The sequence below is a fragment of the Thalassospira profundimaris genome (assembly GCF_003326675.1).
Lineage (GTDB): Bacteria > Pseudomonadota > Alphaproteobacteria > Rhodospirillales > Thalassospiraceae > Thalassospira > Thalassospira aquimaris.
In genome coordinates, this window is sequence record NZ_JPWF01000007.1 from 190,373 (window position 1) to 209,848 (window position 19,476).

Consider the following 19,476-nt stretch of genomic DNA (forward strand, 5'->3'; position numbering starts at 1 on the left):
TTGCGACGCTACAAAATTCCGCGCCTTCTGATTTCAGATTGCGTCTGGTTTAAAAAGGGATGAAACCTAACGGTTTCATCCCTTTTTATTTGCCCAAAGCATAAACAAAAACGGGCAAGGAAATTCCCTGCCCGCCTCATTATCGGCATAGGGTACTAAAAGCCTTATTTGATGCCATCGGTCCCGGTACCACAGACAATCACACCAACCCGGCCCGGATCATCCACGCCCAGACGATCTGTCATGATCGCCGCAATCCCGGCAGCCGCCGAAAGTTCGACTGCGATCCCCAAATCCTTCCAAAGCCAGCTTGCCGCCTTTTGCATTTCCTCGTCACTGACAAGGGCGATGCGATCGACATTCTTGCCAATCAGGTCGACATTAAGTGCAGACGACTGACGCGGGGCCAGACTGGTGGCTGCGGTATTCACACTTGGCAATGTCACGACTTCGTTTGCCTTGATACTTTCAAACAGGGTCGCCGCCCCGGTGGGTTCAACCCCGATCACCCGGATGGATGGTCGCAAAAGGCGTGCGGCCGTTGCCACCCCAGAAATCAGCCCGCCACCGCCAATCGCGACAACAAGCGTATCGAGATCAGGTTGCTGTTCGAACAGTTCCAGCGCGATGGTGCCCTGACCAGCTATCACCTTGGGATCGGCAAAGGGGTGGATATAGGCCATGCCGGTTTCACGCGCATGTTCCATCGCCGCCCGGTTGGCATCATCCCAAACGGCCCCGATCAGGGCCACATCAACACCCTGCGCACGCAGTTTTTCAACTTTCGGCTTTGGGGTATTGGTCGGCAAAAAGATTTTGACCGGCACACCAAGTGTCCGGGCGGCGTAAATCACGCCCATGCCATGATTGCCACCCGATGCGGTGCAAAGCCCCATGGATCGTTTGTCATCATCAAGCGCCAATGCGGCATTCATCGCACCACGCGCCTTGAACGATCCACTAACCTGCATGTTTTCAAGCTTCAGGAATATTTCCGGAATACGTTTCACGCCCCCAAAGGCCACATTGTCGGTGAAATTTCTGGCCGCAAATACCGGGGTTAAGCGCATATGGGATGAAATTGCGCGACGGGCTGCACGGAAATCCTGAAGTTCGATCACGGGGCCTCCTTGGGGATTGGCTTGTTCGTATTTCGGAAAGTGGGGTGGCGGCCTTGCGGCCCGATGTTCAGAAATAACCCGGATCGCTGATTTCACAATGACTTTTGCGCAAAAAACCTTGAAGGCAGCGGCCCAAGGTGGTTTCTCTTATGCACAATAAAAATGGCCTTGCGCAAAAATCGCCCATCAAGGAGATGCACCACCAATGTCTGCCCAAAGCCCCAAAAAGACAGCTACCCAGCTTGTTCATGCCGGTCGCCGGTCAAGCCAGTATCATGGCGTGGTCAACCCGCCGGTTCTGCATGCCTCAACCATCCTGTTTGACAGCCTCGCCGAACTTGAAAAGGCCGGTGCCTCTGCGCCGGGTAAAATCACCTATGGCCGCCACGGCACACCGACCCGCTTTCTGCTTGAAGAAGCCGTCGCCGAGCTTGAAGGCGGTTATGGCACGCTTTGCGTATCCTCGGGTGTTGCGGCCATCACCAATACCATTCTGGCCTTTGTAAAGCCGGGCGATCACATTCTGGTCACCGACAGCACCTATTATCCGACTCGTAATCTGTGCAATACCTTCCTTAAGAAGTTTGGTGTTGAAACCGAATATTATGACCCGACCATTGGCGCGGATATCGCCGGACTGATCCGCGATAACACCGCCCTTGTCTGGTGTGAAAGCCCCGGTTCCCTGACCTTTGAAATGCAGGATATCCCGGCGATTGCCGATGCCGCCCATGCACGCGGCGTCAAGGTGCTGCTTGATAACACCTGGGCATCACCGATCCTGTGCCGCCCGTTCGAACTGGGTGTTGATGTGTCGGTTCAGGCCGGAACCAAATATATCGTCGGCCATTCCGATGTCATGATGGGCACCATCACAACCGCGACCGAAGAAGACCTTCTGACCATCAAAAAACAGATCATCATTTCCGGTGATGCGATTGGTCCTGACGATTGCTATCTGGCGCAACGCGGGTTGCGTACCCTTGGCGTGCGCTTGAAACAGCATCATGAAAGCGGCCTTAAGGTTGCCAATTGGCTGCTCGGTTGCCCGGAAGTAAAACGTGTTCTGCACCCGGCCCTGCCCGATGATCCGGGCCATGCGATCTGGAAGCGTGATTTTTCCGGTGCCAGTGGTCTGTTTTCCTTTGTCATGGATCCGGTATCGAAGCCGCAGCTTGCCAATATGGTCGATAATATGGAGCTGTTTGGCATGGGCTTTAGCTGGGGCGGGTTTGAAAGTCTGATCCTGCCATCCGATCCGAAAAGCATCCGCACCGCAACCAAATGGGACGAAGAAGGCCAGTTGATCCGCCTTCATATCGGCCTTGAAGATGCAGACGATCTGATTGCCGATCTTGCCGCCGGTTTCAAGCGGCTGAAATCTGCCTGATCGCAATTTCACAGTCCCAGACAGGGGCGGCACAGATCACACTGTGCCGCCCCTGTTATTTCGGTCTGCCCCAAGTCGCGGGTGGATTTATTTTCACAAAAGTGTCACATCTAAATGCGCACTTTTGCGTCTTTATCTCATAAACAATCAAATCAAACAGACAATTAGGGGATGGCAGGGACACCTGCCCCGTCAGTCACAGCCTCGATATCGGGGCATCTTGCATTTTGTCGCGCAGAACAACTGATATTGTTGCGCCAGACAAGATGGTGAAGACACCCCGTCAGGGCATCTTATGATCAAAGGCATCCATAACCCGGCTTGGAAAACGACACATTTTGATGTCGGGGCTGCCTGTGTCGGGATGCTTGCCACCCTGCCCCAGGCGGTTGCCTATGGCCTGATTGCCTTTTACCCGCTTGGCCCGCAATGGGCATCCTTTGGCATCAGCGCCAGCATCGGAAGCGCCATTCTTTTTGGCCTGATCAGCGGCCTGTTCGGGGCCAACCCGTTTCTGGTATCCGGCCCACGCGCTGTTACCGCACTTGTTCTCGCATCCGCCATTCAGGTCGCGATGAGCCGCGGCAGCACCGCCAGCGACGCAATTCTGATTGCCTTTGTCGCCGTTCTGGGCGCGGGCATTTTTCAATTGCTGGCCGGGTTGTTTCGTCTGGGTAATGCCGCGTCCTATGTCCCCGATCCGGTTTTGTCGGGTTTTGTGAATGCCTCGGCCTTGCTGGTTCTGATCAACACAATCCCGACCGCCCTTGGCAGCCTTAATCCCGACATCACCGCCATCGGTGCCGACAGCATCCTTTATTTTGCGATCACGGTCAGCCTGACCACCGTTGCCATTCAGTTCATTGCCGCCCGCACCATCCGGTTTGTACCTGCCGCCATCATCGGACTGGTGGGTGGGACAGCCGTTTATTATATCGGTCTGGAATTCCTGCCACTTGCAAGTGCGCCCCTGATCGGCACGATCGAGCTTTCAGAAATCTGGCGTGTGCCGATCCTGATCGAAACGCCACCGGCTTGGGGGACGCTTGGCCCCAATATTGATATTGCCCTTGCCAGTGCCGTGACCATCGGACTGCTGTCATCCTTTGATACGGTGATTTCAAGTCGGGCCATTGATACCAGAACCGCCCAGCATAATGACGTGAATGCCGAACTGCGCCTGCATGGTCTTTTAAACGTCACCATGGGCTTTATCGGGTTTCTCCCCGGTTCCGGCACCATGAGCCGTTCGGTCGCCATTCTTGATGCCGGGGCAAAATCACGCATCGCCAACTGGGCAAGCAGCGTTGCCCTTGCGCTTAGTCTTTTGATCTTTGCCCCGCTGGTCGCGGCCCTTCCGATCTGGGCAACGGCGGGCATGGTCATCGCCATTGCCATTCAGGCCGTTGATCAGCCAACCTGCGCCAAAATCTGGAAACTGGTTACCCGCAAGCTACCCTATCCCAGGGTGGTGATTGGCGATGTATTGATCAGCCTGTTTGTCGTCACCATTGCGGTTTTGTTCGACCTTGCAACGGCGGTCTGCGTTGGTGTCTTGGTATCTGTCTTGCTGTTTGTTCTGGGAATGAGCCGCAACCCCGTTCGGCGCACCTATCTGGGATCGCGTGTGCATGCCCATCGCCAGCGCAAGGTGGCACTGGTGCAATGTCTTGAACAGGAAGGCCATCGCATCGCGGTTATCGAGCTTCAAGGTGCGCTGTTCTTCGGGTCCTGTTCACGGCTACGCAGTGCGGTCAGCAACATGCTTGAAACCGGGATCGATTACCTGATCCTTGATTTCCGCCATGTTACTTCACTCGACAGCACCGGATCAGCCGCCCTTCGCGCCATTCACCAGCAATGCGTCGAAGCAGGCAAGCAGCTATATCTAAGCTACATCCCGCGCGAACGCCGCCTGCCCGCCAGGAAACAAACCACGAATGCGGCCCCCGCACCGTCAAGCAACAAACGAAGTCGCACAAGTCCGCCGCGCTGGATGTGGCTTAACCTAGAAGCCAACGGGGTAATCAAGGCCATCGGCAAGGAAAACTTCTTTGCCGAAACCGATACCGCCCTTGGTCACTGCGAAGATCTTTTGCTGCATCGCTTTGGCGACAAATCTGTCACCGGCATTCGCAATGTCTTTGCCAACAGCCTGCTTCTTAAGGGCATGACACGCGATCAGATCACCGTACTTGGTCGCAAGGCCCACCGTCAGCGTTTCAAAAAAGGCGACATTGCCTTCCATCAGGGCGACACATGCAGCCGCGCCTATTTTCTGGTCTATGGACATATGGATGTGGTCATCGACGTACCCGGCGCAGGTCGGCACAAACGCGTTAATACCATCACCGAAGGCACCCTGTTTGGCGAGGTCGCCCTTCTTGATGGCGCACCGCGTTCGGCCACGATCATTGCCGCGTCGGATGCGCTTTGTCTGTCGATTGACGCAAATGACTTCGCAAGCCTCCGACAGGATCGCCAAGACATCGTCACCAGATTGCTGCTGAACCTTAACCGTATTTTCGCAAGCCGCCTGCGTCAGGCCAATGTGATGATTTCCGAACTCGAACGTTGAATTTCATTGGCCGGATCAGAACTCAAACCGGGTGACAGAACCTGCCGCCCGGTTTGATCAACACACAATCAGGTCGAAGGAAATTCGACTGTCACAAAGATAAGGTCGCTCGGACCTGTATTTTCCAAATCATGGATAAAGGCCGTATCGGAGTTCAGATCGAAAAACCGGGTATCACCTGCACGGTATTCAATATCGATAACCCGCCCGTCACCGAACCTTGATCGCCCTTTCCCATCGGTCATAACTGTCCAGAAATACGGCTTGTCGTGACAATGGGCTGCAATTCTTTGTCCGGGTGCCAGCAGAATGTGCCAAACCGTCATGGCATCAGTTTTCGACACCATTTGCGTACCGATGTCGTGATTATTCGCGGCGCGATTAAACTCCCGCTGCAAGCTTTCCGGGATTCTATCGCATACAGCGCCGGTTTCAGAGGGTACGGGCAGGTTCATAATCAATATACCCCTTACCATCCCCGCCAAAGAGGGTCGCACCATCCAGATCATCAAGTGGCAAATCATTCTGGAAACGATCGACCAAATCCGGGTTTGCAATGAACGGACGGCCGTAGGCCACCAAATCTGCCCCACCGGCACTCAATATGGTCTCACCACGTTGTTTGGTGTATTTGCCTGCCACGATAATGGCACCTGAATACACTGTACGTAAATCCTTACGAAACTGATCGGGAATAACCGGCGCATCATCCCAATCCGCCTCGGAAAGATGGATATAGGCGAGCCCGATATTCTCAATCTCCCTCGCCGCAAGCAAAATGGTGTCAATGATTGCCGGGTCATTCATATTGCGTTGGGTAATAAAAGGCGCCAGGCGAATACCAGTGCGTTCCGCCCCAATTTCGTCGGCAACGGCTTCGCATACTTCCTTAAGGAAACGCACACGTTTTTCCGGGCTTCCGCCATATGCATCATCGCGGTGATTAGATGTTGACCGCAAAAACTGGTCCACCAAATATCCGTTGGCCCCGTGTATTTCAACACCATCAAATCCTGCGGCGATGGCATTGGCAGCCCCTTGACGAAATTCGCCGATAACCTGCGCGATATCACTAAGGGTCATAGCACGCGGCAATGTGCAGTCCACCATACCGCCCTGCCCGGTTTGTGGATCAACGACCCAGACCTGGGCATCCGGCGAAAGTGCAGATGGAGCAATCGGTTTGCCATCCGCATGGAAACTTTCATGACTCATTCGCCCGACATGCCAGAGTTGAAGAAAAATCCGCCCACCGGCATCGTGAACCGCCTTGGTCACTTTTCTCCATCCGGCAATCTGTTCATCGCTGTGAATACCGGGCGTAAAGGAATATCCCTGTCCGGTTGACGAAATTTGCGTTGCCTCGCTGATGATCAGTCCGGATGACGCACGCTGCGCGTAATAGGTCGCCATAAGATCATTTGGAATGTTGCCCGGTTGATTTGTGCGACACCGTGTCATTGGCGCCATCACCATCCGGTTGGGTAACTTGATCCCATTAAGATCATAAGAAGCAAACAGAGAATTGGTCATGAATTCGATCCTGTTTCTGTGAGTTATGACATCCGGAATATGTGCAAGTGAACGCAACTGGCTTGGGGGCCAAGCTTCCAAAACGATCCATCGTCCTGGCTGACATTCAAGCCCATATTCGGGGTAGTCGTCTGCAATACCCGGATCATATTTCTTGCGGTTTATTAGAATAATTGGCAATTTATCGCAGTATATTTTTGGAAAATCCGAACAATGGATCTTTTAACCAACCTGTCCCTGTTCATTCGTATCGTCGAAAAAGGCGGTCTTGCTGCGGCCGGGCGCGATTTCGGTCTTTCACCGGCCACTGTTTCGGAACGGGTAAATGCGCTTGAAGATCATTTTGGCGCCCGACTGTTGAACCGCACCACACGTGCGATTAGCCTGACAGATGAGGGACGAACACTTCTTGACGGTGGTCGCAGACTGGTAGGTGAAGCATCGGATTTAAGATCGCAAATCCGACATGGGGTCGATCATCTATCCGGCCTGATCCGTGTCAGTGTTACATTTGATCTTGGACGCAATATCATCTCTCCGCTTCTGGATCAGTTCATCGAACAACATCCTGACATCTCTATCGATCTGATATTGTCTGATGGATATGTTGATCTTGTTGGTCAGGGCATTGATATTGCTGTGCGTTATGGCAACCTTACAGACAGCAGCCTTATCCGAAAAAAACTAGCCCCTGTTCATCGCCGGGCCTGTGCTTCACCCGAATATCTGGCCAAGCATGGAACTCCAACGACGCCATCTGACCTTGCCAAACACAATTGCCTTGTCATGCGTTTTGGCAATCAACCGGAACAGGAATGGCCCTTTACCATTGACGGAAAACGCAAACTGATCCTTGTCAAAGGCAACCGCACAGCCAACGACGGGTCCCTGATCAGGCAATGGGCCGTGGCCGGATATGGTATTTGCCTGAAAGCAAACTGGGACGTCAGAAATGATATAGATACCGGGCGGCTGGTCCCAATCCTTGGCTCCTTCACCCCGCCATCAAATGATCTTCAACTTGTTTATCCGGCCGGACGTGCCGTGTCGAAACGGGTCAGATATCTGATCGATTACCTGTTGCCCCATTTTTCCAGAACGAGCCCCACCTGATCAGCGTTTGCGCAATCCCATCATCACGATTGAACTGACAATAAACAGCCCGGCTGCGGAAATCACAATGCTTGGCCCGGCCGGTGTATCGACATGCCATGACATGGCAATGCCAACCAGAACCGATGCCGCGCCAAAGATTGCCGCACCAAGCGCCATCTGTTCGGGTGTTTTGGCAAAGAAACGCGCACTGGCCGCCGGCACAATCAAAAGCGCCGTGATCAACAGAACCCCGACAATCTTGATTGCCAAGCCAATCACAAGCGCCATCAACAACATGAAAATCAGGCGCAACCGTTCGACCGGAACACTTTCGGCCGCGGCAATTTCCGGGCTGACGGTCAATGCCAGTAACGGCCGCCACATCCAGACCAGCCCGACAATGGCAAAGGCCCCGCCACCGGCAAGAATCCAGATATCGCCCATGGTAATGGCAAGGATGTCCCCAAACAGATAGGCCATGACATCAACCGCCACCCCCTGCACGAATGCAAGGGCGACCATGCCAAGTGCCAGTGTCGAATGGGCCAGCATCCCAAGCACCGTGTCACTGCCAATCTTTGATTGCCGCTGCCCATAGGCCAGAAGCAACGCACTGGCAAGACAGGTGGCAACCATGCCCAACCGCACATCAATCCCGATCAAAAGACCAAGTGCCACCCCCAGCAACGCCGAATGGGCCAGCATATCGCCAAAAAACGCCATGCGCCGCCAAACGATAAAGGCCCCGAACGGACCACAGACACAGGCCAGCAACACACCGCCAACAATGGCACGCAAAAGGAAATCATCGATCATTTTGCTGTGCCTGCCTCTTTGTGCGCATGTGCGTCGCCATGATGGTGATCATGGGCGTGATGGTGATCGTTGTGATGGTGGTGTCCCTGATCATGGGAATGATCGTGCGAGTGGTCATGCCCGCATCCGCCAACAACATGCCCCGAAAGATCATGTTCATGGTCATGTTCGTGGGTATAGATGCCAATCGCATCCGCCTCGCGCACGCCAAATAATGATCGATATTCCGGGTGCTGGCGCACGGTTTCAGGTTGCCCCGAACAGCACACATGACGGTTAAAGCACACCACCTGATCGGTCTTGGCCATCACAAGATGCAGATCATGGGAAATCATCAGAACCGCGCAATCAAGTTCGCGCCGGATTTCATCAATCAGCCGGTAAAGCTCTGCCTGTCCGCTGACATCAACGCCCTGGGTCGGTTCATCAAGCACCAGCAATTCAGGACGCAGCAAAAGGGTCCGGGCAAGCATCACGCGCTGCGCCTCGCCGCCTGAAAGGCTGCTCATTTGTGCGTCGATCACATGGGCCGCGCCAACCTGTGCCAGAACCTTTTGGCAATCGGCCCTGCTGGCCGAACGCGTCAGGGTCAGAAACCTTTTCACGGTCAGCGGCAACACCTGATCGATGGCAAGTTTTTGCGGAACATAGCCAACACGAAGGCCGGATTTGCGGATGACATCGCCGCTATCGGGCTTTTGCAGGCCAAGCAACGTTTTGACCAGTGTCGATTTCCCTGCCCCGTTCGGACCGATCAGGGTAATGATCTCACCGGCGCGGATCGAAAGGGAAACCTGATCAAGAACACGCTCGCCCCCGAATGACAGGGTAAGCCCCCGCCCCTCAATGAGTGGCGCAGTCATGGCAAAGCCCCTTGATCTCGACCGTGGTCGCCTGAATGGTAAAACCGACACCCATTGCGGCTTTGCGCACCGCGTTGCTCATTTCCTCGTTCACCGCCTCGGCGACACGCCCACAATCGGTACAGATGAAATACTGCCCCAGATGTTCGCAATCTGGCCGGTCACAGCCAAAATAGGCATTAAGCGATTCAATCCGATGCACCAGACCAAGTTCGGTCAGGAATTCCAGCGCCCGATAAACCGTGGGCGGCTGCACGCGCTGCCCCTCGGCGGTCAGGGCATCAAGCAGCTCATAGGCTGTAACCGCCTTGTGCGATTGCCAGATCAGCGTAAAAACCTTGCGGCGCATATCGGTAAAGCGCGCATTTTCCGCGTCACAGACTTTCTCTGCCTGCGCAAGTGCGCTATGCACACATCTGTCGTGATCGTGGCCCTTTTTCGGGAAAAGATCGCTCATAACTGGATATCTCGTCTTGGCGGCTTGTTGCTTATGATCAACATCATTGCCGATAAGCCCCAAAAAGCCGTGGCATCTGATGAAATGTTATAATATATCATTTTCTGACCTGCCGAACGTAAAAAGTCAACCATCATCGACCGGAGCCCTGCCATGACGGCCGCCAATCAGCAAATTGCCGATAAACTTAAATTCAACGAAAACGGCCTGATCCCGGCAATCGCCCAGCAACATGACACGGGCGAAGTCCTGATGATGGCCTGGATGAACCGTGATGCGGTGCTTGAAACGCTTGAAACCGGCCGGGTGTGTTATTTCTCGCGCTCACGCGGGAAGCTCTGGCGCAAGGGTGAAAGCTCCGGCCAGATACAGAAACTTGTCGATTTCCGCTATGATTGCGATCAGGACACCATTCTGGTGCAGGTCGATCAGCTTGGCGTTGCCTGCCACACCGGACGTCGCAACTGTTTCTATTTCGCGGCCCGCGACGGGCAGGAAGTCGTGATTTCCGAACCGGAAGTCTCGGTCGATGAATTGTACGGCAAGAAATAAGACGCAAATACCATGGCCATTTCCGACGAACAGTTTGAACGCATCGCAACCACCGTCATTACCGGCTTTCTGGGCAGTGGTAAAACCACGCTTTTAAACGCCCTTCTGACCCAGGACGGCATGGAAAACACCGCCGTTCTGATCAATGAATTTGGCGATATCGGGCTTGATCACCTTTTGGTGCGCGAAGTCTCCGAAGACGTGGTGTTGCTCAATTCCGGGTGCATTTGCTGTTCGGTGCGTGGCGATCTGATTTCGGGTTTGCGCGATCTGTTTGTCAAACGCACGCGTGGCGAAATACCGGCCTTTGACCGGGTGATCATTGAAACCACAGGGCTTGCCGATCCGGCACCGATCCTTCACACGCTTATGACCGACCCGTTGCTGACCACCAAATTCCGCCTTGATAGTGTCGTGACCACGGTTGATGCCCTTCACGGTTCAGGGCAGCTTGACCAGCATCCCGAAAGCGTCAAACAGGCCGCGGTCGCCGACCGCATCCTGATGACCAAATCCGATCTGGCCGATGACGCAACCCGTGATGCCCTTTCCGCACGCCTGCGTGCGCTTAATCCCGCCGCCCCGATCTATCCGGTGGTGAATGGTGATATCGCGGTATCCAGGCTGTTTAATGCCGGGCTTTATGATCCCGAAACCAAAAGCATGGATGTGCAAAAATGGTTGCGTGACGAGGCCTATGACCAGCATGGCGATGATCCGCATGACCACGGCCATAACCATGATCACAGCCACGATCATGAACACGATCACGAACACGGGCATGACGACCATGATCATCACGGTCACAGCCATGACGTAAACCGCCATGACGATCACATTCAATCCTTCTGCATCACGTTTGATGAACCGTTGCATTGGGATGCCTTTGTCACCTGGGCCGAGATTTTTACCCAGATGCGCGGCGAAAACCTTTTGCGTGTCAAAGGCATCCTGAACCTGGTCGGCGAAGATGCCCCGGTCGCCATTCACGCGGTTCAGCACATCTTCCACCCGCCGGCATCGCTTTCGGCATGGCCAAGTGATGATCATCGATCACGGATCGTTTTCATCACCAAGGATCTGGGGCCGCAGGTTATTCGGGATTCCCTTTATCACCTCAATGCCGCGATCAGTGAAACTGCCGAACAAGGCCAGCCATCCTAATTTTACAGCCGTTTGAGGCATATCAAGGATCACTTGCGCGAATTGGCGCAGATTAGGGCTTGGCTTGATACAGCCTCACTCTAAGTCCTGAACTTCGGGCGACCTGCATACCCGGTCGCCCCTTTTCTTTGGCAAAGACCTTTGCCACAAGGATTTCGGGCGAACGCCCTTCCCCATTGAACAGCCCGCCCCATCCAACCGTACAGGTTGCACAAATGTGGCATTGCACTAAATCTGGCGCATATCGGGCAAATTGACACCTGATCGTCATTTGCACATGACGGTGACAGCCGCCAAAATCAAAACAATCAATTCACAGGGGGTAAGACATCATGATTTACCGGAACTGGCAGGGTACTGAAATTCCGGCCCTCGGGTTTGGGACTTACGAACTTAATAATGATGAAGCGGCCCATATGGTCGTCGAGGCTGCCAAAATCGGCTATCGCCATTTTGACACCGCCCAGATGTATCTTAACGAAGAAGGCGTTGGCCGCGGCCTTAAGGCATCGGGCCTTGCACGCGACGACTACTTCCTGACCACCAAGGTTTGGTACGACAAATTCCAAAGCGGTGATTTGCAGACCTCGGTCGTCGAAAGCCTGCGCAAGCTTGATCTTGACCATGTCGACCTTCTGCTTTTGCACTGGCCGACCGATGAAGTACCGCTTGCCGAAACGCTGGCCGCCCTTAACGAAGTCAAAAACCTTGGCATGACGCGCATGATCGGGGTTTCAAACTTCCCGACCGCATTAATTGACAAGGCGGTTGCCAACAGCGCCATTCCACTTACGGTCAACCAGGTCGAATATCATCCTTATCTTGATCAGTCCAAGGTGCTTGAAAGCCTGCGTTCGCATGACATGCTTTTGACTGCCTATTGCCCGATTGCCCGTGGCTCGGTTCTGCATGACCCGGTTCTTAAGGAAATTGGCGCCAAATACGGCAAGTCAGGCATTCAGGTCACGCTGCGCTGGTTGATGCAACAAGACAGCGTCATGGCAATCCCGAAATCCGGCTCCCCGAAAAATGCGGCGGCCAATCTCGATATCTTTGATTTCGCGCTGTCTGACGACGACATGGCCGCAATCAACAACCTGTCCAAACCGGACGGCCGTATGGTCGACCCGTCCTTTGCCCCGAAATGGGACGAAGCCGCCTGATACACATAGTTGCGCAAACATGACACATTGATCATCGCGCACGATTTTACCAAGACCGGCCTCCTTTGGGCCGGTCTTTTGCGTTGGCGAACCCGGCGATATCAAAAACGGGCGAATTAACCGCGGCCTTTTTCACCAACTTGTTTCGCACATGCGAAAAGCGTAATCTGGATACCGCATATCGCATTGATCCGACAAAGGACCACCGCCCGAAATGGCCCAAACCAGCGCAACCATCACCGAACCAGCCGCAACGACGACAGCAACAACTGCCACACAGGCACCGTCAAAAAAGGACGATATTTCCCATCGCCTTTACGAAGACGTGCTGGCTTTGCTGCTTGGCACAATGGTGGTGTCGCTTGGCGTGACGCTTTATAGCGAAAGCGTTCTGGTCACCGGCAGCACGGCCGGCGCGGCCCTTTTGATCGAACATGCCACGGGGCTATCCTTTGGCCTGATCTTCTTTGTGATCAACCTGCCCTTCTATTGGCTGGCGTTTAAGCGCATGGGCAAGGCGTTTACGATCAAGACCTTTATCGCAGTCGGTCTGGTATCGGGCTTTTCAAAGCTCACCCCGATGATGGTTGATTTCCAGATGCTCAATCCGGTCTATGCCGCAATTTCCGGCGGCGCATTGATGGGCATCGGCTTGCTCATGCTGTTTCGCCACCGTGCAGGCCTTGGCGGGATCAATATCCTCGCCCTTTATCTTCAGGAACATTTCGGCATCCGCGCGGGTTACTTCCAGCTTGCCGTCGACATGGTAATCCTCGTCATCGCCTTCCTGACCCTGCCCTTTGACAAGGTCCTGCTCTCAATCCTTGGCGCAGTTGTACTCAACCTGATCATCGCCCTGAACCACCGTCCGGGGCGGTATTTGGCTGCGAGATGATTACTTGCCGAAGAATCGTAGTCAGTAAGCTAGCCCCCTGCACGTAGCTTTTAACAAGGCGATTAGTTATTGTTCCGCTACTCACGTGGAGGTTAGCAGTGGTTTACAAAGTACCATTCTTTTTTACAATTTTCTGCGCCCTAGCAATCGCCTGGATTGGTATTAATGGTCAAGCATACGTTCCAACCTGCACAAGTGCTCTGTGCAACAGCATCAGATCACTTGAGTGGGAAACTCTTACTGCAGGCTTTTTTGGCTTAGCTGGAGGCTTAGCCGTTCTGTGGGCAACGCGAACACAAATCGCTTCACAACGAAAAGCTGCAGTTGATCTTGAATTGCTTGATATAGACTCGTTTATCAGCGAGCTATCCAAAGGGCTGACGAAATTAATTGAAGTCACTAGACAAGCATCTGAAAATGTTCAGTTTGATGACGCTGAATGTGCAGGAAAAGCGAACATGGATATAAAGGAGGCCGCGAACAAAATAGAGACCGGTTTACTTTTCGAGATTGATAAAAACCATCGATTTCCGGCTTCCCTGCGCCGAGCCGCCCGATATGCTCACGAGAATACACTTCTAGTTACGAGTTATCGCTTTGGCGTTACGAAAGGCAAAATGGACTACACAATTGTAACCTCAACGCAGCAAGGCTTAGATGAGTGGGCGCAGAAGGCATTTGAGCCACTAGATGAACTGAAGTTTGAGCGGTGCAAATACTCAGATTTCCTGATGAGGCGCTGATACTACTAACGCACTATGACTTCGGAAGAAAAAATGGCGATCCCTGCAGGACTCGAACCTGCAACCTACAGATTAGAAGTCTGTTGCTCTATCCAGTTGAGCTAAGGGACCGCTGGGTGGGGTGGTTTGCTGACCCCGGGGCATGGCATCGGTCGCCTGCCCGATATGATTTCAGGATTTAACGTCCCCTGTCAGACGAAACGGGGCGGATGTCCGCCCCGATGGTATGGTCAAAAGCCGGTATCAGCCAGCCTGCAATCAGACAACGCGCTTGAAGGCGAAGTTTTCAGCATAGGACTTGATCTGCAACTTGCGCGGCTTGGGCTGTTCGATATCAGCGATCAGCTTGTGCTTGGTTGCAAAGGCCTGGGCTTCTTCAAGGGTTTCGAAATACATGCGGACCTGGCCACGGGTGTCTGTCGAACCGATCCAGCCCACAAGCTGATCAGCGACTTTTTTCGCACCCGGTTCAAATTCCATGACCCAGTGCTTGGTCGCAGCCTGACCGGACTGCATGGCGTTTTTGGCAGGTTTGTAAACACGGACCTTCATCGGGACCCTCGTCTTGACCGTCGGGATAAGATGGTGATGGCAGTTTGACGGGTCTCTCTAACCCCTGCCAATACTTCATCTTTTACACCTTTTGTCGCGAATTGGAAATCCTGTTGGATCACCGTCAAACAACAAAAGGGGAAATGGTCGGGAAGGCGAGATTCGAACTCGCGACCCCCTGCTCCCAAAGCAGGTACGCTACCAGACTGCGCTACTCCCCGACGCGGATGTGGATTTAGCACCATCCTGCCGGGTGGGCAAGACCGCATTATGCATTTTTATGGAAAAAAGTGATCAAAAACCAAAGGCCGCAGATATCGTCTGCGGCCTTGCTATTGCTGATTGATCTTTTGACGTTGAATGTGCAGGAAAACCGGGCCCGAACACCTAGCGCGGCAGGCCTTCGACCTTTTCGCCCACTTCAAATCCCATCTTGTCGGCAGAGCCACCATTCAGTTCGAGAACAAAGCGCACCGGCTTTGGTGACGGAATGATGGTTTCCGATTGCGGCACCGTGCGTTTTTCAATGCCGACAATCGTGCCATTGCCATCAATGAACAGCATATCAAGCGAGATAAAGGTGTTCTTCATCCACATCGAAATATTGCGCGCCGATCCGAAATCAAAAAGCATTCCGGCATCTTTTGCCATTTCGGTCCGATACATCAAACCGCGTGATCGTTCCTCGGGCGTGACGGCCATTTCGACATTATAGACCTCGCCATCCACCAGAATGCGTGATCGTTCAAATCCCGTTGCCTTGGCATTAAGCCCGGCAACCACTGCTGCGCTGATAAAGCACACCACCAAAGTCATCTGAAAAAACGACTTCATACCCCATATCCTCTTAGTCTTTTGACGCGTTCCCGAACATCATCCCGGATAGCGCCGCCCCGCCATGGATCCGCCAAGGTTGTAAACAAATCCTCGGCCGGCTGTCTCCCACGACTATGCGACCATTTTATGACACGCAGGATATTTTCCGCTGTGATGGGTAACACAGAGGGTATTTCGATCCCGTTAATGGTCGCCCAAACCCCGGACCAACAGCGAGCAACCCCATATGGACTATATCCTCCGCCGCCCAAAACAAGACTTCGGGGTGCCAATTTGGTCATCGTCCCCACAACTTCCCATATCGACTGGTTCCCCAAAAGCTGCCTTGAAAGCGGATCCTCGGCGAGCGTATCACAACCGCATTGTAAAACAATAGCTTGCGGCGCAAAACTTAATGCAAGAGGAACCAGATATTCATGCAGGACAAAGCGCATTTCATCATCATGCATGCCACCGGGCATCGGAAGGTTGCGCGCCATGCCCCCGGCCACATCATCAATTGCCCCGGTCTTTGGCCATAAATCTTCCTGATGCATCGATACGGTCAGAACCCGGTCATCATCGGCAAAGGCATACTGCACCCCGTCCCCGTGATGGGCATCAATATCGACATAAAGCACCCGGTCCAGACCCGAATCGAGAAGCGCATAAATCCCCAAAACCGGGTCATTGAAGTAACAAAATCCCGATGCCCGGTCGCGCAATCCGTGGTGGGTTCCCCCGGCCGGATGATGGATGATCCCGCCATCGGCAATCATCTGTGCCGCCATAATCGATGATCCGGCGGCAGTGGCCGGACGCCGGAAAATTTCCGGGTAAATCGGATTGCCGTTTTTGCCCAGACCGAACCGGACCATCATATCTTCGGGCAGGGCCTGATCGCGTTCGGCCTGCATGACTGCAGATACATATTCCGGGTCGTGAAAACGTGCCAATTGATCGGGTGTTGCCACCGGCCCGGTCAAATAGGTTTCCCCGTCAACCCAGCCCAGTGCATGGACCATATCAACCACAAGCGACACCCGCGGGATCGCCAGCGGATGTTTCGGGCCATAGCTTGAACCACGGTAAATTTCGGCCGCGATCATGCGCGGTGTTTTATCGGGATGTCGGAAATCAGGCGGGGTCACAATACGCATTCATCTGGTGTTTGAAGGATCAGCACAACGCAAAGAATTGACGCGTCCCCCCTGTTCACGCAAGCTCTGTTTCACCAGCCCCGCCCCAATACCCAGCCAAAAGGTCCCGCCGTGCCATCGCCCCGCCAAAGCAGCCCTGCCAGCAAGTTCAACACGACTGCCCTTCTGATAGCAGCATTGATCATTTTGCCCGCCATCTATTTCATGAACGGCATGATGGATTTTGATCTTTCTGAACGCTCCGTGACCGAGATCGGCTTTGACCACGGCCCGGATCACCTGTCGGGATCCCTGATCCTTCCGAACCAGCATCATGACGGCCCGATTGCCCTGATCATTCATGGTGATGGCCCGCAGGACCGGTTTTCGGGTGATGGATATTTGCCACTCTTCAATGCGCTTCTGGATCAGAATATCGGCATCTATAGCTGGGATAAGGCCGGCATCGGCTACAGTTCGGGCAACTGGCTTGATCAATCGATGAAAGACCGTGCGACCGAGGCCGTTGCGGCCCTTGACATGATCGCGTCAAAGCGCCCGCAAAGTGCTGGAAAAATCGGCTTCCTTGGTTTCTCGCAAGCCGGCTGGGTCATTCCAAAGGCCGCAAACCTTACCCCCGACAATGCATTTGGCGTCGTTATCGGCGGGGCTGTTAACTGGCAGGATCAAGGGGCCTTTTATACCCGCATGCGGCTTTTGGCCGAAGGGAAGACCGAACCTGAAATCAGCGACGAGATCGCCAGAAAACAAACCCGTGATGCCGTGATTTTTGCCCCGGATGCCACATACAGCACATATCTTGAAACGGTTGGGCAAGACGCCCCTGCCCCGATGACCGAAGACCGGTTTAACTTCGTCAAACGCAACATCACAGCAGACGCCAAAAATGACCTTGCCCGTGTCACATCACCGATATTGGCCCTGTTTGGCGCAGATGATCTGAATGTTGATGCCAAAACCGATTTTGCGACCTATCAGTCCATCCTGACCGGCCGGAACGCATATAACGAAATCGTCCTGTTTGCCGATGCGACCCACGGGCTTTTGCGCAGTGGTCTGTTTAACTATCAACTCGCCGCTGACATGCCTGCGACCACACAATTGCTGTTTACCGTGATGGGTCGGGATGCCTATGCCCCGGGTGTGATCAACAAGCTGTCGGCATGGATCGGGAACGTTACCGGCAAAGCCAACTAGCCCCGCATCACCAGCAAGAATTTCCCGCATCGCTTTTAACAATGTGGCAGATGATGAAAGAATTTTTGCCTCCAATAAAATGACACCGCGTGACGCGTCCCCATATGGGGATATCAGAACCTATACAAACAACTAATATCCTATTCATGAAAAGTGACCCGGCCACGGGACCTGCCACCAACATGAAGAGAAAAGCCTGTGATCATTTCAAGAGCACGCCCGCTAAATGTCCTGATCATCGATGATGAAGCCGATATGGGTGAATTCGTTGCCGATGCGACCAATGCCCTTGGCAATATTGCGATTGCGGTATCTGATGCCGACGATTTCGTACGGGCCTATTCCACCGCCTTTGACGTGATCATTCTTGATCTGTTCATGCCCAAACTTGATGGCATCGAAATCATCCGTTTCCTGCATGAAAACAGGTCGCCAGCATCTCTGATCCTGATGAGTGGCAAGGACAAGTCAATTCTGCACGCGGCCTCCGAACTCGCAACCGAACGCAATATCGAGGTTCTTGGCGTGCTGGAAAAGCCGTTCACGATCGATCGCCTCGAACAACTACTGGATAAATTCGCTCTCCCCCGTCAGAAGACGGTTGAAACACCAAGTATAGCGCCAACCGAAAGCGGGATGAGGCGCGGCATCGCCAATCATGAATTCTTTCTGGTATACCAGCCGCAATTTGAACTCGCGACTGGCAAAGTCATTGGTGTCGAGGCCCTTTTGCGGTGGCAGCATCCAACCCGTGGCCTGATCCACCCGTCACTTTTCATTCCGCTGGCCGAGAAATCCGGTTTGATAAATCAACTGACCGAGTTGGTGCTGGAACAGGCACTTGGGCAAATGGCCAAGTGGCGCGACAAGGACATCACGATGTCCATCAACGTATCACCGACCACTGTCGTTGATCTTGATATGCCTGAAAAGCTCGATGCGATGACTGCCGCACTTGAAATCGCCCCGGAGAAAATCGTCATTGAACTGACCGAAACCGCCCTGATGGAAAATGTCAGCCTTTATATGGACATACTGACCCGCCTTCGGATGAAACGTTTCAATCTGTCGATTGATGATTTCGGCACCGGCTACTCATCCATGCAGCAACTGGTTCGGGTGCCGTTTAACGAGCTTAAAATCGATCAATCCTTTGTCCGTCAGCTCATAAAAGATGAGGAATGCCGCGCGGTCGCGCAGATGTCGGTTTCCCTGGCCCATGGCCTGAATATGCAGGTCGTTGCCGAGGGGATCGAGGATCAGGAAACCTTTGACTGGCTCAAGGAGCTTGGTTGTGAATTCGGTCAGGGTTTCCACATGGCACGCCCGGCACCTGCCCACGAGATTGAAGAACTTTACTTGTCCTGACGCAACCATCGCC

At 53.6% G+C, this 19,476-nt stretch carries 19 protein-coding genes and 2 tRNA genes; 10 read left to right on the forward strand and 11 right to left on the reverse strand.

The window, feature by feature from the left end; all coding sequences use genetic code 11:
• Window positions 1-164 precede the first annotated feature (164 nt).
• On the reverse strand, window positions 165-1,121 hold the full coding sequence (locus tag TH19_RS12290; protein ID WP_114102641.1) for a threonine ammonia-lyase: 957 nt from the start codon (window positions 1,119-1,121) through the stop codon (window positions 165-167).
• Window positions 1,122-1,326: 205 nt separating this feature from the next.
• Between TH19_RS12290 and metC the strand changes: the two genes are divergently transcribed.
• Window positions 1,327-2,511 (forward strand): cystathionine beta-lyase, encoded by a 1,185-nt coding sequence (gene metC, locus TH19_RS12295; protein ID WP_114102642.1) that lies wholly within the window; start codon window positions 1,327-1,329, stop codon window positions 2,509-2,511.
• A gap of 295 nt (window positions 2,512-2,806) precedes the next feature.
• Window positions 2,807-5,089 carry an SLC26A/SulP transporter family protein gene (locus tag TH19_RS12300; RefSeq protein WP_114102643.1) on the forward strand — a complete coding sequence of 761 codons (2,283 nt, stop codon included), beginning with the start codon at window positions 2,807-2,809 and terminating at the stop codon, window positions 5,087-5,089.
• Window positions 5,090-5,157: 68 nt separating this feature from the next.
• On the opposite strand, the gene TH19_RS12305 is transcribed toward TH19_RS12300, so the two are convergent.
• Both TH19_RS12305 and TH19_RS12310 read right to left on the reverse strand, forming a co-directional pair.
• Window positions 5,158-5,544: a cupin domain-containing protein gene (locus tag TH19_RS12305; RefSeq protein ID WP_258547940.1), complete on the reverse strand. Its 387-nt coding sequence runs from the start codon at window positions 5,542-5,544 to the stop codon at window positions 5,158-5,160.
• Window positions 5,522-6,622, reverse strand: coding sequence for an alkene reductase (locus TH19_RS12310; protein ID WP_114102644.1), 1,101 nt, complete (start codon window positions 6,620-6,622; stop codon window positions 5,522-5,524). Before TH19_RS12310 ends, TH19_RS12305 begins: the two co-directional genes overlap by 23 nt.
• Before the next feature lie 213 nt (window positions 6,623-6,835).
• Between TH19_RS12310 and TH19_RS12315 the strand changes: the two genes are divergently transcribed.
• Complete coding sequence (locus tag TH19_RS12315) at window positions 6,836-7,735, forward strand: LysR family transcriptional regulator (protein ID WP_114102645.1); 900 nt, start codon at window positions 6,836-6,838, stop codon at window positions 7,733-7,735.
• Here TH19_RS12315 and TH19_RS12320 read toward each other — a convergent pair whose 3' ends face one another.
• The 3 genes from TH19_RS12320 to TH19_RS12330 are packed head-to-tail and all read right to left on the reverse strand — an operon-like array spanning window position 7,736 to window position 9,853.
• Complete coding sequence (locus tag TH19_RS12320) at window positions 7,736-8,533, reverse strand: metal ABC transporter permease (RefSeq protein ID WP_181846400.1); 798 nt, start codon at window positions 8,531-8,533, stop codon at window positions 7,736-7,738. It abuts the gene before it with no gap.
• A complete protein-coding gene (gene znuC / locus TH19_RS12325; RefSeq protein WP_114102646.1) occupies window positions 8,530-9,396 on the reverse strand; it encodes a zinc ABC transporter ATP-binding protein ZnuC in 867 nt (288 codons plus the stop codon). Before znuC ends, TH19_RS12320 begins: the two co-directional genes overlap by 4 nt.
• Window positions 9,377-9,853 (reverse strand): Fur family transcriptional regulator, encoded by a 477-nt coding sequence (locus TH19_RS12330; protein WP_114102647.1) that lies wholly within the window; start codon window positions 9,851-9,853, stop codon window positions 9,377-9,379. Before TH19_RS12330 ends, znuC begins: the two co-directional genes overlap by 20 nt.
• Window positions 9,854-10,006: 153 nt before the next feature.
• Here TH19_RS12330 and hisI point away from each other — a divergent pair, with 153 nt between their 5' ends.
• The 5 genes from hisI to TH19_RS12355 all read left to right on the forward strand — a co-directional run bounded on the left by hisI (window position 10,007) and on the right by TH19_RS12355 (window position 14,370).
• Window positions 10,007-10,405, forward strand: a complete 399-nt coding sequence (gene hisI, locus TH19_RS12335) for a phosphoribosyl-AMP cyclohydrolase (protein WP_114102648.1) — start codon at window positions 10,007-10,009, stop codon at window positions 10,403-10,405.
• Between the two features lie 12 nt (window positions 10,406-10,417).
• Window positions 10,418-11,569, forward strand: coding sequence for a CobW family GTP-binding protein (locus tag TH19_RS12340; protein WP_114102649.1), 1,152 nt, complete (start codon window positions 10,418-10,420; stop codon window positions 11,567-11,569).
• 332 nt (window positions 11,570-11,901) lie between these two features.
• Window positions 11,902-12,732: an aldo/keto reductase gene (locus TH19_RS12345; protein ID WP_114102650.1), complete on the forward strand. Its 831-nt coding sequence runs from the start codon at window positions 11,902-11,904 to the stop codon at window positions 12,730-12,732.
• A gap of 214 nt (window positions 12,733-12,946) precedes the next feature.
• Window positions 12,947-13,627 carry a YitT family protein gene (locus TH19_RS12350; RefSeq protein ID WP_258547941.1) on the forward strand — a complete coding sequence of 227 codons (681 nt, stop codon included), beginning with the start codon at window positions 12,947-12,949 and terminating at the stop codon, window positions 13,625-13,627.
• Window positions 13,628-13,725: 98 nt separating this feature from the next.
• Window positions 13,726-14,370, forward strand: coding sequence for a hypothetical protein (locus TH19_RS12355; protein ID WP_114102651.1), 645 nt, complete (start codon window positions 13,726-13,728; stop codon window positions 14,368-14,370).
• Window positions 14,371-14,404: 34 nt separating this feature from the next.
• Here TH19_RS12355 and TH19_RS12360 read toward each other — a convergent pair.
• The 5 genes from TH19_RS12360 to TH19_RS12380 form a co-directional block, all read right to left on the reverse strand.
• A tRNA-Arg gene (locus TH19_RS12360) sits at window positions 14,405-14,481 on the reverse strand.
• A gap of 147 nt (window positions 14,482-14,628) precedes the next feature.
• Window positions 14,629-14,922 (reverse strand): ETC complex I subunit, encoded by a 294-nt coding sequence (locus TH19_RS12365; protein ID WP_114102652.1) that lies wholly within the window; start codon window positions 14,920-14,922, stop codon window positions 14,629-14,631.
• Between the two features lie 144 nt (window positions 14,923-15,066).
• Window positions 15,067-15,143 (reverse strand) — tRNA-Pro (locus tag TH19_RS12370).
• Window positions 15,144-15,309: 166 nt separating this feature from the next.
• Window positions 15,310-15,756 (reverse strand): DUF192 domain-containing protein, encoded by a 447-nt coding sequence (locus TH19_RS12375; RefSeq protein WP_114102653.1) that lies wholly within the window; start codon window positions 15,754-15,756, stop codon window positions 15,310-15,312.
• The gene (locus TH19_RS12380; protein WP_114102654.1) at window positions 15,753-16,898 is read right to left on the reverse strand and encodes an acetoin utilization protein AcuC; all 1,146 of its coding nucleotides are present in this window, start codon (window positions 16,896-16,898) and stop codon (window positions 15,753-15,755) included. Before TH19_RS12380 ends, TH19_RS12375 begins: the two co-directional genes overlap by 4 nt.
• A 111-nt stretch (window positions 16,899-17,009) precedes the next feature.
• On the opposite strand from TH19_RS12380, the gene TH19_RS12385 reads away from it, so the two are divergent.
• Together TH19_RS12385 and TH19_RS12390 are read left to right on the forward strand one after the other, a co-directional pair.
• Window positions 17,010-18,095: an alpha/beta hydrolase family protein gene (locus tag TH19_RS12385; protein WP_258547942.1), complete on the forward strand. Its 1,086-nt coding sequence runs from the start codon at window positions 17,010-17,012 to the stop codon at window positions 18,093-18,095.
• A gap of 198 nt (window positions 18,096-18,293) precedes the next feature.
• Window positions 18,294-19,463, forward strand: a complete 1,170-nt coding sequence (locus TH19_RS12390) for a GGDEF/EAL domain-containing response regulator (RefSeq protein ID WP_114102655.1) — start codon at window positions 18,294-18,296, stop codon at window positions 19,461-19,463.
• Window positions 19,464-19,476 lie beyond the last annotated feature (13 nt).

Coding starts and splice junctions, on each gene's coding strand:
- metC (WP_114102642.1), top strand. CDS start 1,327: ATGTCTGCCCAAAGCCCCAAAAAGACAGCTACCCAGCTTGTTCATGCC.
- TH19_RS12300 (WP_114102643.1), top strand. CDS start 2,807: ATGATCAAAGGCATCCATAACCCGGCTTGGAAAACGACACATTTTGAT.
- TH19_RS12305 (WP_258547940.1), bottom strand. CDS start 5,544: ATGAACCTGCCCGTACCCTCTGAAACCGGCGCTGTATGCGATAGAATC.
- TH19_RS12310 (WP_114102644.1), bottom strand. CDS start 6,622: ATGACCAATTCTCTGTTTGCTTCTTATGATCTTAATGGGATCAAGTTA.
- TH19_RS12315 (WP_114102645.1), top strand. CDS start 6,836: ATGGATCTTTTAACCAACCTGTCCCTGTTCATTCGTATCGTCGAAAAA.
- TH19_RS12320 (WP_181846400.1), bottom strand. CDS start 8,533: ATGATCGATGATTTCCTTTTGCGTGCCATTGTTGGCGGTGTGTTGCTG.
- znuC (WP_114102646.1), bottom strand. CDS start 9,396: ATGACTGCGCCACTCATTGAGGGGCGGGGGCTTACCCTGTCATTCGGG.
- TH19_RS12330 (WP_114102647.1), bottom strand. CDS start 9,853: ATGAGCGATCTTTTCCCGAAAAAGGGCCACGATCACGACAGATGTGTG.
- hisI (WP_114102648.1), top strand. CDS start 10,007: ATGACGGCCGCCAATCAGCAAATTGCCGATAAACTTAAATTCAACGAA.
- TH19_RS12340 (WP_114102649.1), top strand. CDS start 10,418: ATGGCCATTTCCGACGAACAGTTTGAACGCATCGCAACCACCGTCATT.
- TH19_RS12345 (WP_114102650.1), top strand. CDS start 11,902: ATGATTTACCGGAACTGGCAGGGTACTGAAATTCCGGCCCTCGGGTTT.
- TH19_RS12350 (WP_258547941.1), top strand. CDS start 12,947: ATGGCCCAAACCAGCGCAACCATCACCGAACCAGCCGCAACGACGACA.
- TH19_RS12365 (WP_114102652.1), bottom strand. CDS start 14,922: ATGAAGGTCCGTGTTTACAAACCTGCCAAAAACGCCATGCAGTCCGGT.
- TH19_RS12375 (WP_114102653.1), bottom strand. CDS start 15,756: ATGAAGTCGTTTTTTCAGATGACTTTGGTGGTGTGCTTTATCAGCGCA.
- TH19_RS12380 (WP_114102654.1), bottom strand. CDS start 16,898: ATGCGTATTGTGACCCCGCCTGATTTCCGACATCCCGATAAAACACCG.